This window comes from Dactylosporangium sp. CA-152071 (genome assembly GCF_050936335.1).
GTDB lineage: Bacteria > Actinomycetota > Actinomycetes > Mycobacteriales > Micromonosporaceae > Dactylosporangium > Dactylosporangium maewongense.
Window position 1 is genome coordinate 4021635 of sequence record NZ_JBNJMZ010000001.1, and the last position, 16683, is coordinate 4038317.

Here is a 16683-nt window from a genome sequence, read left to right on the forward strand (position 1 = left end):
CGCATGGAAAGGGGGGAGCCGGACACCCGGCTCCCCCCTTTTGTTGCGGAAGGTCAGCTGCAGCCGCTGGTGGAGCCGCAGCCCTCACACACGTAGCAGCTGCCGGCGGGGCGCATCTTCGTGCCGCAGGTGAAGCACAGCGGCGCGTCGGCGGCCTTGCCCTGGACCAGTTCGAGCAGCTCGGTCGACGAGCCCACCTTGCGCGGCGCCGGCGTCCCGACCTCGACCGGCTTCGCCACCGGCTTCGTGGCGGCCGCGACCGGGGCGGAGTTGCGCATCTCGGTGAGGTCGACGTCCGGCTCGCCCGCCTCGGCCCGCAGCTGTGCGGCACGCTCGGCGCTCGTGAGGATGCCCAGCTCCGAGCGGGTGTCGAAGTCCAGGAAGTCCAGCGCCAGCCGCCGGAAGATGTAGTCCATCACCGACGAGGCCAGGCGGATGTCCGGGTCGTCGGTCATGCCCGCCGGCTCGAACCGCATGTTGACGAACTTGCTGACGTAGGTCTCCAGCGGGACGCCGTACTGCAGGCCGATGGAGATCGCCACGGAGAAGGCGTCCATGACGCCGGCCAGGGTCGAGCCCTGCTTCGACATCTTCAGGAAGACCTCGCCGAGGCCGTCGTCCGGGTACGACGACGCGGTCAGGTACCCCTCGGCGCCGGCGACGGAGAACGACACGGTCGAGCTGGGGCGCTTCTTCGGCAGCCGCTTGCGGACCGGGCGGTACTCGATGACCTTCTCGGTCTTCACGACCTCCTGCACGACGGGCGCTTCCGCGACCGGCTCTTCCTTCTTCGACTTGTTGACGGCCGACAGGGGCTGGCCGACCTTGCAGTTGTCGCGGTAGATCGCGAGGGCCTTGAGGCCGAGCTTCCAGCCCTGGAAGTAGATCTCCTCGACGTCCTCGACGGTGGCCGCCTCCGGCATGTTGACCGTCTTGGAGATGGCGCCGGAGATGAACGGCTGGATCGCCGACATCATCCGTACGTGACCCATGGGGGCGATGGTCCGCTCACCCATGGCGCAGTCGAAGACGCTGTAGTGCTCGGCGCGGAGGCCGGGGGCGTCGACGACGTGGCCGTGCTCGGAGATGTGCTCGACGATCGCCTCGACCTGCTCCTCCTGGTAGCCCAGGTTGCGCAGGGCGCGCGGGACGGTCTGGTTGACGATCTGCATCGAGCCGCCGCCGACGAGCTTCTTGAACTTGACCAGCGCCAGGTCCGGCTCGACGCCCGTGGTGTCGCAGTCCATCATCAGGCCGATGGTGCCGGTCGGGGCGAGGACGCTGGCCTGCGAGTTGCGCCAGCCGTGCCGGGCGCCGATCTCGTTGCCCCGGGCCCACTCCGCCGTCGCGGCGACCTTGATGGCCACGTCGACCCCGCCGACGGTGGTGATGGCGTCGTTGGCCGTGGCGTGCTGCTGCATGACCCGCTGGTGCGGCAGGGCGTTGCGGGCGTAGCCGTCGTAGGCGCCGACGATCCCGGCCAGCTCGGCCGAGCGCCGGTACGCGGTGCCCGACATGAGGCTGCTGATCGTCGCGGCGACCGCGCGGCCACCGTCGGAGTCGTACGCGAGGCCGCTGGCCATGAGCAGCGCGCCGAGGTTGGCGTAGCCGATGCCGAGCTGCCGGTACGCGCGGGTGGTCGCGCCGATCTTCTCGGTCGGGAAGTCGGCGAAGCAGATCGAGATGTCCATCGCGGTGATGACGAACTCGACCGACTTGACGAACTTCTCCACCGCGAACGAGCCGTCGGCGTTGAGGTACTTCATCAGGTTGAGCGAGGCGAGGTTGCAGCTGGAGTTGTCCAGGTGCATGTACTCGCTGCACGGGTTGGACGCGGTGATCCGCCCGGTCTCCGGGCACGTGTGCCACTCGTTGATCGTGTCGTCGTACTGGATGCCGGGGTCGGCGCACTCCCACGCGGCCTGGGCGAGCTTGCGGAAGAGCTCACGGCCCTTGACCGTCGACACGACGCTGCCGTCGAGGCGGGAGCGGAGCGCGAACTCCGCGTCTTCCTCGATCGACTGCATGAACTCCGCGGAGACCCGGATGGAGTTGTTGGCGTTCTGGTACTGGACGCTGACGATGTCCTTGCCGCCGAGGTCCATGTCGAAGCCGGCGTCGCGCAGGGCGCGGATCTTGTCCTCTTCGCGCGCCTTGGTCTCGATGAACTCCTCGACGTCCGGGTGGTCGACGTCCAGGATGACCATCTTCGCGGCGCGGCGGGTCGCGCCGCCGCTCTTGATCGTCCCGGCGGACGCGTCGGCGCCGCGCATGAAGCTGACCGGGCCGCTGGCGGTGCCGCCGCTGCTGAGCAGCTCCTTCGAGGAGCGGATCCGGGACAGGTTCACGCCCGAGCCCGACCCGCCCTTGAAGATCAGCCCCTCTTCCTTGTACCAGTCGAGGATGCTGTCCATCGAGTCGTCGACGGCGAGGATGAAGCAGGCGCTCACCTGCTGCGGCGACTGGGTGCCGACGTTGAACCACACCGGCGAGTTGAAGCTGAACACCTGGTGCAGCAGCATCCAGGTCAGCTCGTGGGCGAACACCTCGGCGTCGGCGGACGTCGCGAAGTACCCGTGGTCCTCGCCGGCCTTGCGGTACACCGTCACGACGCGGTCGATCAGCTCCTTCAGCGACCGCTCGCGGGCGTCGGTGCCGACGGCGCCGCGGAAGTACTTGGTGGTGACGATGTTCGCCGCGTTCACGGACCAGAAGTCGGGGAACTCGACGCCGCGCTGCTCGAAGTTGATCGAGCCGTCGCGCCAGTTGGTCATGACGATGTCGCGACGCTCCCACGTCACCTCGTCGTAAGGGTGGACCCCCTCGGTCGTCCACACCCGCTCGACGCGCAGGCCCTGTGCCTCTTTGCGCGACGCTGCCTTGGTCTTCGTCTCCCCCGCCATCCGCGGCCCCCTCATTGTCTTCGGTGGTGTTCTGGTTCGTGTCTCGTCGCTTGTACTGGCGCCGCTCAGCCGACCGGTTCTGCGGCGCGCTCCCCCTGTGGCGGCGCCGCCTGGTGCTGCGGGGCGCCCTGCGCGGTGCTCTGGTGCTGTGTCGCGCTGGCCGGGCGGTTCGAGGCCGCGCGCAGCGACGCGATCTCACGCTCGAAGTCCTGCAGCGAGTCGAACGATCGGTAGACGCTCGCGAAGCGGAGATACGCCACCTCGTCGAGCTCCCGCAGCGGCGCCAGGATGGCGAGGCCGACCTCGTGGCTCGGCAGCTCGGCGGCACCCCTGGCGCGCACGGTCTCCTCGACCTTCTGCGCGAGGACGGCGATCGCGTCCTCGTCGACCGGCCGGCCCTGGCAGGCCTTCCGGACCCCGGCGATGATCTTGCTTCGGCTGAACGGCTCGGTCACTCCGCTGCGCTTGACGACCGCGAGGACGGCCTCCTCGACGGTGGTGAACCGCCGGCTGCACTCGGGACAGGACCTCCGGCGGCGAATGATCTGGCCGTCCTCGGCCTCCCGGGAGTCGACCACCCGGGAGTCGGCGTGGCGGCAGTACGGGCAGCGCATGCGATGGCCTTCCAGTCTACGTCGGATATGTCCTGACAAAACGCACGCGAATGCCCAACGGTCGGCCTTGGATGCTGACCTCCGCTGGTTCTTCACCGTAAGTAAGGGTGATTGTCGAATCCACAACCTGTGGACGACTTACAGCCCTGTAACTACTACATCTAGGGGTAGACGCTATGCCTGACCGCTACGTGGACGCAAGTTGAACGGCGATTTCCGCCCCCTGCGTGTCGCGGCTCTCAGTGGCCGCAGCACATTTGTCCTGATCAGCGCTGCCGGGGCAGGGTAAGCCGCTGTCCGGCGTCGACACTGTAGCCGTCCAAGTTGTTGAGACGGCGGATCTCCTCCATGGTCGCGTCGCGCCCACGACCCCCCGCGTGCCGGGTCGCGATGTCCCACAGCGTGTCGCCCGGCTGCACGATCACCACCGGCGCCGGTCCCGGCTGGTCGGCCGCCTGCCCGGGCACCGCGACGAGCGTGAACAGCCCGCCGGCGACCACCAGCAGCAGGCAGAAGAGCACGACACGGCCGCGCCGGGTGAGCCGGATGGGTGGGTTTCGCGGGTGCTGTCGCATCTCAGCCCTCGATTCCGTACAGCCGTTCGATCGAACGGACGTACGATGGTCTACCAGAGCGGGAAGACCCGAGTCCAGCAACACGCCGAAAAATCGGCGCGCCACGTAGTACAGATGTTTGAAACTGTCACACCTCGGCGATACGGTGATCCACACACGATCGAGACGATTGATCGGGATACCCGAAATTTGCGACAGCCGGCGCCGTCCACACCCGGTGGCGGTCAGGTGGCGGGCCCCTCAAGGCCCGTCCGCACCCGCGGCCTTCCCACCGCGGGTGCCAACAAGAGGGAGGACGACGTGTCAGCCGACGACCGCACCGACGAATCCGCCGAATCCGCCGAGGTCACCGCGATCGGCAGCGGCAGCAGCCGCCGGGCCGGCACCCGCCGCCGCGGAGGCGAGCCGGAGATGCGCGCGGTCACCGCGGTGGTCAGCGCCTTCCCCGACCTGTTCGCCGCCGACCTGACCGTCCGCCAGCGGCGCATCCTGGAGTTCATCCGCAGCGCCGTCGACCGCAACGGCTATCCCCCGAGCGTCCGCGAGATCGGCGAGGCCGTCGGCCTGGTCTCCCCCTCCAGCGTCGCCTACCAGCTGAAGGAGCTGGAGCGGAAGGGCTATCTGCGCCGCGACCCCAACCGCCCCCGCGCCGTCGACGTCCGCCCCCCGAGCGAGCTCGTCGCCGTCGACGAGGAGGCCGAGCGCGCCGCCCGCCCCGCCCCCGCCTACGTGCCGGTCCTGGGCCGCATCGCCGCCGGTGGCCCCATCCTGGCCGAGCAGGCCGTCGAGGACGTCTTCCCTCTCCCCCGCGAGCTCGTCGGCGAGGGCACCCTCTTCATGCTCCAGGTCAAGGGCTCCTCGATGATCGAGGCCGCCATCTGCGACGGCGACTGGGTCGTCGTCCGCCAGCAGCCGACGGCCAACAACGGCGACATCGTCGCCGCCATGATCGACGGCGAAGCCACCGTGAAGACCTACCGCAACCGCGACGGCCACGTCTGGCTCATGCCGCAGAACCCCGCCTTCGACCCGATCGAGGGCGACCACGCCACCATCCTCGGCCGCGTCGTCACCGTCGTCCGCCGCATCTGACCTCCCTCCCCCTTCCCGCACCACCCCGCCTCAGGGCCCGCCCAGCCACCAGGCTGAGCGGGCCTTCGCCTTGCTCCCCTTCGTCTCCGCTCCCCCACCTACAGCCGCCCTCTCTCATGATCCCGAAGACTTGTTGCCGCCCAAGCAACCAAAACCCTTCCGGATCACGGAAAAACCCCGCCCGACCCAGCCAGCACCCACCACCCCGCCGACCATCGCGGGACATCACCACCCCCACATGCGAGCAGCCCACCCTCATGATCCCGAAGACTTGTTGTTGTCTGAGCGACCACAACTCTTCCGGATCACGGAAAGAGCGCCTGCCGGTCAGCATTCACCGACACCCCGCCGCCAGCGGCACCTCGGCAGGCAAGCAGCCCGCGGAGCCATTTCTCGTGATCCGGAAGACTTATTGCTGCTCCGGCGACCAGAAGTTTTCCGGATCATCGCGGGGGCATAAACGACGTTGACCACTACACGCCGCGGCGTGTAGTGGTCAACTTTCTATGTCGGACGGGCTCGGGGGCCCGTCACTGGAGAAGTCTCGAGGGTCAGCCGGTGTGCTCGGCCATCGCCAGGAACTTGCGCTTGCTCTCCAGAGCCTTCTCGGCTTCCTTGATGCGGCGCTGGTCGCCGGCGGCCTGGGCCGAGGCCAGCTGCTGCTCGGCGCGGGCCACCTGCTCCCGCATCTGGGCGAGCAGGGGGCTCGCCTCCGGCGGGGTGCGGCGCCAGGCGGCGTCCATCGCGGTCTTCACCTTGTCCTCGACCACCCGGAGGCGCCGGTCCAGACCGGTCTGCGCCTCGCGGGGCACGCGGCCGACCTCGTGCCAGGCCGCCTGGATGTCGCGGAGCTTCGCCTGGGCACCCTTCGGGTCGGCGTCGACGTCGAGCGCCTCCGCCTGGACCAGGAGGGCCTGCTTGGCGTCCAGGTTGCCCTTGAACTCGGCGTCGCGGGCGCTGAAGACCTCGCTGCGGCGCTTGAAGAACGAGTCCTGGGCGGCGCGGAACCGCTCCCAGAGCTTCTGCTCGGTCTCCTTCGCGGCGCGGGGCGCGGTCTTCCACTCGGTCATGAGCTCCTTGAGGCGGGCGGCCGTCGCGTTCCACTCGGTGGACTCGGCGATCTGCTCGGCCTCGACGACGAGCTCCTCCTTGCGACCCTGGGCCTGCTTGCGGCTGGCGTCGAGGGTCGCGAAGTGGGCGCCGCGGCGGCGGGTGAAGGCGTCGCGGGCTGCCGCGTACCGCTTCCACAGCTCGCTCTCGGCCTTCTTCTCGACGCCGTGGATGGACTTCCACTCGTCGAGGATCTCCTTGAGGCGGTCGCCCGCGGTCTTCCAGCCGGTCGCGTCGGCCGCGATCTGCTCGGCCTCCTCGACCAGGGTGGTCTTGCGGGTGAGCGCCTCGGCGCGGGCGGCGTCGCGGGCCGCGCGGGCAGCGCCGGCCTTCTCCTCGGCGATCGAGGTCAGCTTGTCGAGGCGGGCGGCGAGCCCGTCGATGTCGCCGACCACGTGGGCCTCGTCGAGGCCGCTGCGCAGCCGCTTGATGGTGGACAGCGACTGGCCGGCGTCGGCGGCGCCGCTGCCGAGGCGGGCCTCGATCAGGTCGACCTCGGTCATCAGGTCGGCGAACCGGCGGGCGAAGTGGGCAAGGCCCTCCTCCGGCGTGCCGGCCTGCCACGATCCGATGGCCCGCTCTCCGGCTGCCGTCTTCACGAAGACGTTGCCGTCAGCGTCGATCCGTCCAAACGTCGTAGGCTCGCTCATCTGCCATCCTCGCTCCCGGCGTCCGTGGGATCGGGTATCCCACTGTCACGCCGCCATCGCACAGCAAAGTTCCCCAGGGCATTCTCACAGGTGCGCCCCGGGGGCGGTCGAGGGCCTGCGGCCGAACCGTGACCATTCCGGTGCCGAACGGGCCGCAGGATGCCACAAAGACCGTCCCCGATAACGTTAAGACCGTGCCACTCGTCGCCGCCGCCGTCTGCCCACATCCGCCGATGCTCGTGCCGGAGGTGGCCGCGGGGGCCGCCGGGGAGCTCGACGAGCTGCGGGCCGCCTGCCGCGTGGCGGTGGCGCACCTGTCCGGCGCCGAGTCCCTGGTCGTGGTCGGTGCCGACACGTCGACGGTACGCCGTGAGCCACCGTTCGGGGGGACCCTGGCCCCGTGGGGCATCGACAAACGCGTCGGCGAGGAGACCAGTAGCCCCCTGCCGCTCAGCCTGCTCATCGGCGCCTGGCTGCTCCAGGACGTACATTTCGGAAATATCCAGTTCTACAGCGTCGCCGCCGACGCGACCCCCGGCGAGTGCGCAGCACTGGGGCAGCAGCTCACCAGTACCGACGCCGCGCTCTTGATCCTCGGAGACGGATCCGCGTGCCACGGCGAGAAGTCGCCCGGCTACGACGACCCGCGGGCCGAAGGCTTCGACGCGGCCGTCGCCGACGCCCTCGCCAAGGGTGACACCGCGGCCCTGCTCGACCTGGACCCCGCCCTCGCCACCGAGCTGCTCGCGGTCGGCCGGGCGCCGTGGCAGGTCCTCGCGGGCGCGGCCGGCAGGCCTGAGACGACCGAGCTGCTGCACCGCTCCGCCCCGTACGGCGTCGGCTACCTCGTCGCGAGCTGGCGGTGACCCGGGTCGTCGCGGTCGTCGGCCCGACCGCAGCCGGCAAGTCGGCGCTCAGCCTCCGGCTCGCCCACGAGCTCGGCGGCGAGGTGGTCAACGCGGACTCGATGCAGCTGTACCGCGGCATGGACATCGGCACCGCGAAACTTTCCGTCACCGAGCGTGACGGGGTGCCGCACCACGTGCTGGACATCTGGGACGTGACGGAGCCGGCGAGCGTCGCGGTGTACCAGCGGCTCGCCCGCGCCGCGATCGACGACATCGCCGCCCGCGGACGGGTTCCGCTGCTGGTCGGCGGCTCGGGCCTCTACGTGCGGGCCGTGCTGGAGGACTTCGACTTCCCGGGCACGGACGCGGCGCTGCGGGCGGCGCTCGAGCAGGAGCTCGCCGAGGTGGGCCCGGAGGCGCTGCACGCCCGGCTCAGGAGCACCGACCCGGAGGCCGCGGAGCGCATCCTGCCCGGCAACGGCCGCCGGATCGTCCGCGCGCTGGAGGTCAACGCGCTGACCGGCACCACGTTCACCGCGCGCCTGCCGTCACAACCGCGTCCCGTGTACGAGTCGCTGCAGCTCGGCGTGGACGTCGACACGGCGGTGCTCGACGAGCGCATCGAGGCGCGGGTGGACACGATGTGGGCGGCGGGCCTGGTCGACGAGGTGCGCGCCCTGGAGAAGGTCGGCCTGCGCGACGGCCGGACCGCCGGCGCCGCGCTGGGCTACAAACAGGTATTGGACCACTTTTCCGGTTTGTCGGATGAGCCGGAGGCCAAGGCCGAGACGGTCCGGGCCACCAGGCGGTTCGTCCGGCGGCAGCGGTCATGGTTCCGCCGGGATGACCGGATCGTGTGGCTCGATGGTGGTGCTGGTGACATCACTGCGACGGCGCTGGAGCTCGTGCGGCAAGATTGACGCCATGCGCTTCGCCAAGGGACATGGAACGGGCAACGACTTCGTCATCCTGCCCGACCCCGACGGCGTGCTGCCGTTGACGCCCACGTTCGTCGCCGCGCTCTGCGACCGCCGGCGGGGCATCGGCGCCGACGGCGTCCTGCGCGTGGTCCGCAGCGCCGCCCACCCCGACGCCGAGGCGTCCGCGGGGACGGCCGAGTGGTTCATGGACTACTGGAACGCGGACGGCTCCCAGTCCGAGATGTGCGGCAACGGTGTGCGCGTCTACGCCCGCTACCTCGCCGAGGCCGGCCTGGTCGCGCCGGAGGGGTCGTTCAACCTGGTCACCCGCGCGGGGGTGGTGCCGGTCACCATCGGTGAGGAGATCGCCGCCGGGATGCCGATGCCGCGGGTGTACGTGCAGAGCGAGGCCACCAGCGAGGGACGCGTCTTCGAGGGCACGGCGGTGGACGTCGGCAACCCGCACCTGGTGTGCCCGGTCGACGAGCCGACCCTGGAGCGGCTCGACCTGAGCCGCGCCCCCGGGATCGATCCGCTGATCTTCCCCGCCGGCGTCAACGTCGAGTTCGCCGCGGCCGGGTCGCCTCCGGCCGGCGCCGACCTGTACCGGCGGATGCGCGTCTACGAGCGCGGCTCCGGCGAGACCCAGTCGTGCGGCTCCGGCGCGTGCGCGGTGGCGGCGGTCGCCCTCGAGCACGCCGGCCTGGAGACCGGCGTGGTCGTCGTGGACGTGGCGGGCGGCCGGCTGACGATCACGCAGACCGGCTCGGAGTTCCTGCTCGCCGGGCCGGCCGTGATCGTCGCGCACGGTGACGTCGACGCCCAGGCGATCCGGCAGCTGGCCCCGACCTTCTGACCCCGCTCCGCCGGCTCCGCGGCCGTTGAGCCGGCCCAGGGGGTGGTTCGCCCCGGGCCGGCCCTGGCGGCCTTACGGCTGCTCGACGGGCGTCGGCTCCGCCTCCGCCGCGCCGTCGACGGTGCTGTCCAGGTGGACGCCCTTGGCGGCGGCCCTGACGGCGGCGGCGACGGCCGGGGCGACCCTCGCGTCGAAGACGCTGGGCACGATGACGCTCGGGTTGAGCTTGTCCTCGCCGACGGTGTCCGCGATCGCCCGCGCCGCCGCGATCGCCATCGCCTCGGTGAACTCGCGCGCCTGCGCGTCGAGCATCCCGCGGAACACGCCCGGGAAGGCGAGCACGTTGTTGATCTGGTTCGGCTGGTCGGAGCGGCCGGTCGCGACGATCGCCGCGTGCTCGCGGGCCTCCCGCGGGTCGACCTCCGGGTCGGGGTTGGCCAGGGCGAACACGATCGAGCCTGGCGCCATGGTCGCGATGTCGTCGCCGGTGAGCAGGTTCGGGGCGCTGACCCCGATGAACACGTCCGCGCCCCGGAGCGCGCCCTTGAGGTCGCCCGAGTAGCCGGACTTGTTGGTGTTGTCGACGAGCCACTGCCACGCGCCCGACAGGCCGGACATGCCGCGGTGCAGGGCGCCCGGCCGGTCGGTGGCGATCACGTCGCCGACGCCCTGGTGCAGGAGCAGCTTGATGATGGCCGTGCCGGCCGCGCCGGCACCGCTCACGACGACCCTGATGTCGCCGATGGACTTGCCGACCACCCGCAGCGCGTTGGTGAGCGCGGCGAGGACGCAGATCGCGGTGCCGTGCTGGTCGTCGTGGAACACGGGGATGTCCAGCATCGCCCGCAGCCGCTCCTCGATCTCGAAGCAGCGGGGCGCGGCGATGTCCTCGAGGTTGATGCCGCCGTACGCGGGGGCGATCGCCCGCACGATCGCGATGATCTCGTCGGTGTCCTGGGTGTCGAGGGCGACCGGCCACGCGTCGACGCCGCCGAACCGCTTGAACAGGGCCGCCTTGCCCTCCATGACGGGCATCGCGGCGGCCGGGCCGATGTTGCCGAGGCCGAGCACGGCGGAGCCGTCGGTGACGACCGCCACCGTGTTGCGCTTGATGGTGAGGCGGCGGGCGTCGTCCGGGTTCTCCGCGATCGCGAGGCAGACCCTGGCCACCCCCGGCGTGTACGCCCGTGACAGCTCGTCACGGTTGCGCAGGGCGACCTTCGGGGTGACCTCGATCTTACCGCCGAGGTGCAGCAGGAACGTGCGGTCGGACACCTTCCGCACGTCGACGCCGTCGAGCTTCTCGAGGCAGGAGACGACCTGCTCGGCGTGCGCGGAGTCGGCGGTGTCGCAGGTCAGGTCGACCACGACGGCGGTGCTGTCGGAGTCGACGACGTCGACCGCGGTGACGACACCCCCTGCCTCGCCGACCGCGGTGGTGAGGCGCCCGATCGCCGAGGCGTCGGCACGGACGGAGACACGGATCGTGATTGAGAACCCGGCGCTGGGCAATCGGTGCGTGGCAGTCGTCACGTACCCCATTCTCACTCGCACGTTCACCCGGCGGCGCACCGGGACATATCAAGTGCCGTATGGCCGATGAAGTGTCACGATTGGAGGGTTGTACTGATCGACTTTAGGAGAACATGTTGCGAGTGACTGCCGCAGAATCCTGGGATCTCGCCGAGGACGGCGACGGCCTGGAGCTCGAGGAGCGGCATGCGCTTCGCCGTGTCGCAGGTCTGTCGACCGAGCTCGCCGACGTCACCGAGGTCGAATACCGCCAACTGCGCCTCGAGCGGGTCGTGCTCGTCGGGGTGTGGACCGAAGGCACCGCCACCGACGCGGAGAACTCCCTCGCGGAGCTCGCCGCGCTCGCCGAGACCGCCGGGTCGCAGGTCCTCGACGGGCTGATCCAGCGCCGCAGCCGGCCCGACTCCAGCACCTACATCGGCTCCGGCAAGGTCGACGAGCTGCGGGCCGTGGTGCAGAGCAGCGGCGCCGACACCGTCATCTGCGACGGGGAGCTGTCCCCCTCGCAGCTGCGGACCCTGGAGGCGAAGGTCAACGTCAAGGTCATCGACCGGACCGCGCTGATCCTGGACATCTTCGCCCAGCACGCGAAGAGCAAGGAGGGCAAGGCCCAGGTCGAGCTCGCGCAGCTGCAGTACTTCCTGCCGCGGCTGCGAGGCTGGGGTGAGGCGCTGAGCCGGCAGGCCGGTGGCTCCGCCAGCGGCAACGGCGGCGTGGGCCTCCGCGGCCCCGGTGAGACCAAGATCGAGACCGACCGGCGCCGGATCCGCACGAAGATCAGCCGGCTCAAGCGCGAGATCGCCGCGATGGCGACGATCCGCGACACCAAGCGCGCCACCCGGCGCCGCAACCGGGTGCCCAGCGTCGCGATCGCCGGGTACACCAACGCCGGCAAGTCGAGCCTGCTCAACCGGCTCACCGGCGCCGGCGTGCTGGTGGAGGACGCGCTGTTCGCCACCCTGGACACGACGACCAGGCGGTCCCGCACCGACGACGGCAGGCTCTACACCCTGTCGGACACGGTCGGGTTCGTCCGGCACCTGCCGCACCAGCTGATCGAGGCGTTCCGCTCCACGCTCGAGGAGGTCGCCGAGGCCGACCTGCTCCTGCACGTCGTGGACGGCTCGCACGCCGACCCCGAGGAGCAGGTCCGCGCGGTCCGCGAGGTGCTCGCCGAGGTGGGCGCCGACACCGTGCCGGAGCTGCTCGTCGTCAACAAGATCGACGCCGCCGACGAGGAGACCCAGCTGCGGCTGAAGTCACTCTGGCCGGACGCCGTGTTCGCCTCCGCGCGCACCGGCTCGGGCATCGACGCGGTCAAGGCCGCGCTGGAGCAGCGGCTGCCGTGGCCGGCGATCGAGCTGACGGCCGTCGTGCCGTACGAGCGGGGCGACCTGGTCGCCAGGGTCCACACCATCGGTGAGGTGCTGGAGACCGCCCACCTCGCGGAGGGCACGCGGATCCGGGCGCGGATCAACGACGCCCTTGCAGCGGAGTTGGCCCCATTTGCCGTGAAGTCGTAGGTTTATCCGATCACTGCGAGTGAGAGCCGGACCGGGCGCACCCACATCTGGTCCGGCTCTGCCAAACTTGTGCGATGCGACAGCGGGTGGGCCTGGCTTTGAGTGCGGCTTGTGGCGTGGTGACGAGTCAGCTCCTGGGGCTCGGAGCCCCCGCCGCGGCCGCTCCGAGCCCGTCCGCCACCACCGGCCAGGCCGCGGCCGCGGGCGCGGGCCAGCCCATCTGCACCCCAGACTCCTCGAAGATCAACGAGATCTCCGGTCTCGTCGCGACCGCCACCGGCTACTACGCGATCAACGACAGCGCCCCCGCCGGCGGCAAGGCCAGGATCTTCACCCTCGACGCGAGCTGCAAGGTCGTCGGCACCCCGATCAACTACGACCCGGTCGCCCGCGACCCCGAGGACCTCGCGATCGACAAGAACGAGACGCTGTGGATCGCCGACATCGGTGACAACACGGAAGCGTCCGGCGGCAGCGCCGCGCCGCGCCCCACGGTCGCGGTCTGGACCTTGGCGAAGGGCGCGAAGGCCCCGGTCATCAACCGCCTCGCGTACCCCGACGGCAAGAAGCGCGACGCCGAGGCCCTGCTGCTCAACGGCGACGGCACGCCGATCATCATCACCAAGGAGCCCGTCGGCGAGGTCTGGGTGCCCGAGGGCCCCCTGCAGCCCAACACCACCAAGGGCGTCAAGCTCAAGCAGGTGGGCACGTTCACGCCCCAGGAGACGAAGACGCCCAACCCGCTCTCCTTCCTCGGCTATAAGGCGATCACCGGCGCCGCCTCCTCCCCCGACGGCACCCGCGTCGTCATCCGCACCTACTCCGACGCCTACGAGTTCGACGTCAAGGACGGCGACGTCGTCAAGGCGATCACCAGCGGCAAGCCCCGCATCACCCCGCTGCCCAACGAGGCCCGCGGTGAGGCGATCACCTACTCGACCGACGGCAAGCAGTACATCACCGCCTCCGACGTCCCCGCCGACGTCAGGGCGCCGATCCTCCGGTACACCCCGCAGAACGTCACGCCCGGCAAGGCCGGCGGCGCGGTCCTGCCGACCCCGAAGCCCGACGACCGGTCGTTCCTGGAAGACCTGACGCTGCAGGACATCACGTACATGGTGGCCGCGGTCGGCATCCTCGGCCTGATCCTCGTGGTCGCCGGCATCATCGGCATCCGCCGCTCCCGCGCCGCCCGCCGCCTCGCGGCCGCGACCTCCGGCCCGATCCGCGGCTCCGCTCCCCGCCCCGGCGACGACGACGCCCCGCCGTCCGACGACAACACCACCGGCACCGTCTACGGCGCCCGCCCCGGCGCCTCCGCCGCCCGCGGCGCATCCGCCCCCGGCGGCACGGTCTACGGCGCGTCCGGCCCCGCCGGCTTCTCCAACGACCCCGGCCCCTTCGGCGGCAACGACGGCGGCTTCGGTGGCGGCGGCAACGCGGGCAACGGCGGCTTCGGTGGCGGCTCGCACCCGTCCGACCCGCGCGACTTCAACCACCAGCCCGGCTTCGCCCCGCCGTCCTACGACCAGCCCCGCGGCTTCCCGCCCCCGGCCCCGCAGGGCGGCGGCATGTACGGCGCCCCCCAGCCCGGCTACGACCAGCGCGGCGCCTACGGCTCCGGCCACCCAGGCGACCACGACGGCTACGAGCGCGGCTACGCCCCCCACCGCTGACCCCGCGCCCCTGCCCTTTGCCCCCTCGGTTCTCGTGATCCGGAAGAGTTGTTGTGGCTATGGCGACAAGAAGTCTTCCGGATCATGAGCGAGCGGCGTCGGGATCAGCAGGAGCTGGCCGGGGAGGGGGACGGGGGTGGGGTGCCGATGGTGGGCATGCCGAGGGAGACGCCGGGGGTGCGGGTGACGCGGCCGGCCTCCCAGGCGTCGCCGGCGCGGGTGCGGCGGTGGGACAGCAGGGGGCCGTCGGCGTTGAGGTGGTGCGGGGCGGCATACGTGACGGTGGTGTGCACGATGTCGCCGGGGCGCAGCGTCACCGACGGGTCGGTGGCGAAGTGCACGAGGCGCCCGTCGCGCGCGCGGCCCGACATGCGGCCGGTGGCGCCGTCCTTGCGGCCCTCGCCGACGGCGACCAGGACCTCGACCGGGGTGCCGACGAGCTTCTTGTTCTCGTCCCAGCTGATCTCTTCCAGGGTGGCGATCAGCCGGTCGTACCGCTCCTGCACGACCGCCTTCGGGACCTGCTCGTCCATGGTGGCGGCGGGGGTGCCGGGGCGCTTGGAGTACTGGAAGGTGAAGGCGCTGGAGTAGCGGGCGGCGCGGACCACGTCGAGGGTGCGCTCGAAGTCGGCATCCGTCTCGCCGGGGAAGCCGACGATGATGTCGGTGGTGATGGCGGCGTCGGGCATGGCGTCGCGCACCTTGGAGATGATGCCCAGGTAGCGGTCCGCGCGGTACGAGCGGCGCATCGCCTTCAAAACAGCGTCGGAGCCGGACTGCAGGGGCATGTGCAGCGAGTGGCAGACGTTGGGCGTCTCGGCCATCGCGGCGATGACGTCGTCGGTGAAGTCCTTCGGGTGCGGGCTGGTGAAGCGGACCCGCTCCAGACCCTCGACGTCGCCGCAGGCCCGCAGCAGCTTGCCGAAGGCGAGCCGGTCGCCGAACTCGACGCCGTAGGAGTTCACGTTCTGCCCGAGGAGGGTGACCTCCAGGACCCCTTCAAGAGCCAGGGCCCGGACCTCGGCGAGGATGTCGCCGGGGCGGCGGTCCTTCTCCTTGCCGCGCAGGGCCGGGACGATGCAGAAGGTGCAGGTGTTGTTGCAGCCGACGGAGATGGAGACCCAGCCGGCATAGGTGGACTCCCGCCGGGTCGGCAGCGTGGAGGGGAAGACCTCCAGCGACTCGAGGATCTCCACCTCGGCGGCGGCGTTGTGGCGGGCGCGCTCCAGCAGCACCGGCAGCGAGCCGATGTTGTGGGTGCCGAAGACGACGTCGACCCAGGGGGCCTTCTTGACGATGTCGCCGCGGTCCTTCTGCGCCAGGCAGCCGCCGACGGCGATCTGCATGCCGGGCTGGGCGAGCTTCGTCGGGCGCAGGTGGCCGAGGTTGCCGTAGAGGCGGTTGTCGGCGTTCTCGCGCACGGCGCACGTGTTGAACACGACGACGTCGGGTTCGGCGTCGGCGGGCACCGGGACGTAGCCGGCGTCCTCGAGAAGGCCGGAGATGCGCTCGGAGTCGTGCGCGTTCATCTGGCAGCCGTAGGTGATGACCTTGAAGCTGCGAGGGGTCTCAGTCATAGCAGCGAGAAGTCTAGCCGCCGACGTGCTCTCCGGCGGTATCCACCAGCCCCGGCAGGAGCACGTCGCGGGCCTCGTGCGGCGGGCGGATCGGCGTGACCGCGACATAGCCGTCCAGCAGCCACGCGTCGTCGCTGCCGGGCTCCGCGCCGTGGTCGCTCTGTTCGAGGGACATCCGCACGTACCCGTGGCCCTGCTCCATCAGGACCATCTGCACCGTGCCGAACTGGGCCAGGGTCGCCCGGCGGATGCCGCGCAGGTCGCCGGCGTCCAGGTTGGGCACGTTGACGTTGAGCACGAACCCCGGCGCCAGCAGCGGCAGCAGGTCGCCGGCGACCTCGGCGGCGGTGTCCCAGCGTTCCTCGGGCTCGCCGGAGGTCGCGCGGAACGGCACGTCCAGGGAGACCGCCATGGCGCGGCAGCCGTTCGCGACGGCGGTGAACGCGGCGCCGACCGTGCCGGAGTGCAGGACCGCGGCGCCGGTGTTGGGGCCGCGGTTGATCCCGGAGAGCACGACGTCCGGCTCCGGCCCGTACGCGCCGCGCGTCGCCATCAGCGCGATGAACGCGGGCGACGCGGAGACGGCGTACGTCGGTACATCGGCGAACAACGCGGCACGTGTCTCGGTGGCGATGCGGCCGTCGGCCTCCACACCGGTGAGCGAGCTGCCCGCGCCGCTGGCCTCACGGGCCGGCGCCGCGATCACCACGTCGTGGCCTTGGCGGACGGCCATCGCGGCGAGCGCGTGCAGGCCGGGGCTGTCGATGCCGTCGTCGTTGGTCACCAGGATGCGCATGGTCATCATT

13 protein-coding genes are annotated in these 16683 nt (G+C 70.9%); 6 read left to right on the forward strand and 7 right to left on the reverse strand.

The window, feature by feature from the left end; translation table 11 throughout:
* Positions 1-53: 53 nt before the first annotated feature.
* The 3 genes from ACQEVZ_RS17940 to ACQEVZ_RS17950 all read right to left on the reverse strand — a co-directional run bounded on the left by ACQEVZ_RS17940 (position 54) and on the right by ACQEVZ_RS17950 (position 4092).
* Complete coding sequence (locus tag ACQEVZ_RS17940; RefSeq protein ID WP_433367811.1) at positions 54-2903, reverse strand: vitamin B12-dependent ribonucleotide reductase; 2850 nt, start codon at positions 2901-2903, stop codon at positions 54-56.
* Between the two features lie 65 nt (positions 2904-2968).
* Positions 2969-3517 carry a transcriptional regulator NrdR gene (nrdR, locus tag ACQEVZ_RS17945; RefSeq protein ID WP_433367814.1) on the reverse strand — a complete coding sequence of 183 codons (549 nt, stop codon included), beginning with the start codon at positions 3515-3517 and terminating at the stop codon, positions 2969-2971.
* A gap of 266 nt (positions 3518-3783) precedes the next feature.
* The gene (locus tag ACQEVZ_RS17950; protein ID WP_344503235.1) at positions 3784-4092 is read right to left on the reverse strand and encodes a LysM peptidoglycan-binding domain-containing protein; all 309 of its coding nucleotides are present in this window, start codon (positions 4090-4092) and stop codon (positions 3784-3786) included.
* Between the two features lie 411 nt (positions 4093-4503).
* Between ACQEVZ_RS17950 and lexA the strand changes: the two genes are divergently transcribed.
* The gene (gene lexA / locus ACQEVZ_RS17955; RefSeq protein ID WP_344503255.1) at positions 4504-5184 is read left to right on the forward strand and encodes a transcriptional repressor LexA; all 681 of its coding nucleotides are present in this window, start codon (positions 4504-4506) and stop codon (positions 5182-5184) included.
* A gap of 551 nt (positions 5185-5735) precedes the next feature.
* Here the strand turns inward: lexA and ACQEVZ_RS17960 are convergent.
* Positions 5736-6944, reverse strand: coding sequence for a DUF349 domain-containing protein (locus tag ACQEVZ_RS17960; RefSeq protein ID WP_344507731.1), 1209 nt, complete (start codon positions 6942-6944; stop codon positions 5736-5738).
* Between the two features lie 233 nt (positions 6945-7177).
* Here ACQEVZ_RS17960 and ACQEVZ_RS17965 point away from each other — a divergent pair, with 233 nt between their 5' ends.
* From ACQEVZ_RS17965 to dapF, 3 genes are read left to right on the forward strand one after another with little or no spacing between them, the layout of a single operon-like run.
* A complete protein-coding gene (locus ACQEVZ_RS17965) occupies positions 7178-7810 on the forward strand; it encodes a class III extradiol dioxygenase subunit B-like domain-containing protein (RefSeq protein WP_344508163.1) in 633 nt (210 codons plus the stop codon).
* Positions 7801-8712 carry a tRNA (adenosine(37)-N6)-dimethylallyltransferase MiaA gene (gene miaA / locus ACQEVZ_RS17970; RefSeq protein WP_425552356.1) on the forward strand — a complete coding sequence of 304 codons (912 nt, stop codon included), beginning with the start codon at positions 7801-7803 and terminating at the stop codon, positions 8710-8712. Before ACQEVZ_RS17965 ends, miaA begins: the two co-directional genes overlap by 10 nt.
* Positions 8713-8716: 4 nt before the next feature.
* Positions 8717-9568 (forward strand): diaminopimelate epimerase, encoded by an 852-nt coding sequence (gene dapF / locus ACQEVZ_RS17975; protein WP_433367819.1) that lies wholly within the window; start codon positions 8717-8719, stop codon positions 9566-9568.
* 72 nt (positions 9569-9640) lie between these two features.
* Here the strand turns inward: dapF and ACQEVZ_RS17980 are convergent, their stop codons facing one another.
* Positions 9641-11101, reverse strand: a complete 1461-nt coding sequence (locus tag ACQEVZ_RS17980) for an NAD-dependent malic enzyme (RefSeq protein WP_433367822.1) — start codon at positions 11099-11101, stop codon at positions 9641-9643.
* A 122-nt stretch (positions 11102-11223) separates the two neighbouring features.
* Between ACQEVZ_RS17980 and hflX the strand changes: the two genes are divergently transcribed.
* Positions 11224-12624: a GTPase HflX gene (hflX, locus tag ACQEVZ_RS17985; protein WP_433367825.1), complete on the forward strand. Its 1401-nt coding sequence runs from the start codon at positions 11224-11226 to the stop codon at positions 12622-12624.
* A 119-nt stretch (positions 12625-12743) separates the two neighbouring features.
* On the forward strand, positions 12744-14300 hold the full coding sequence (locus ACQEVZ_RS17990) for a hypothetical protein (RefSeq protein ID WP_433367828.1): 1557 nt from the start codon (positions 12744-12746) through the stop codon (positions 14298-14300).
* Between the two features lie 104 nt (positions 14301-14404).
* On the opposite strand, the gene miaB is transcribed toward ACQEVZ_RS17990, so the two are convergent.
* The gene (gene miaB, locus ACQEVZ_RS17995) at positions 14405-15877 is read right to left on the reverse strand and encodes a tRNA (N6-isopentenyl adenosine(37)-C2)-methylthiotransferase MiaB (protein WP_344507740.1); all 1473 of its coding nucleotides are present in this window, start codon (positions 15875-15877) and stop codon (positions 14405-14407) included.
* A 13-nt stretch (positions 15878-15890) separates the two neighbouring features.
* Positions 15891-16673, reverse strand: coding sequence for a 5'/3'-nucleotidase SurE (gene surE / locus ACQEVZ_RS18000; RefSeq protein WP_433367831.1), 783 nt, complete (start codon positions 16671-16673; stop codon positions 15891-15893).
* Positions 16674-16683 lie beyond the last annotated feature (10 nt).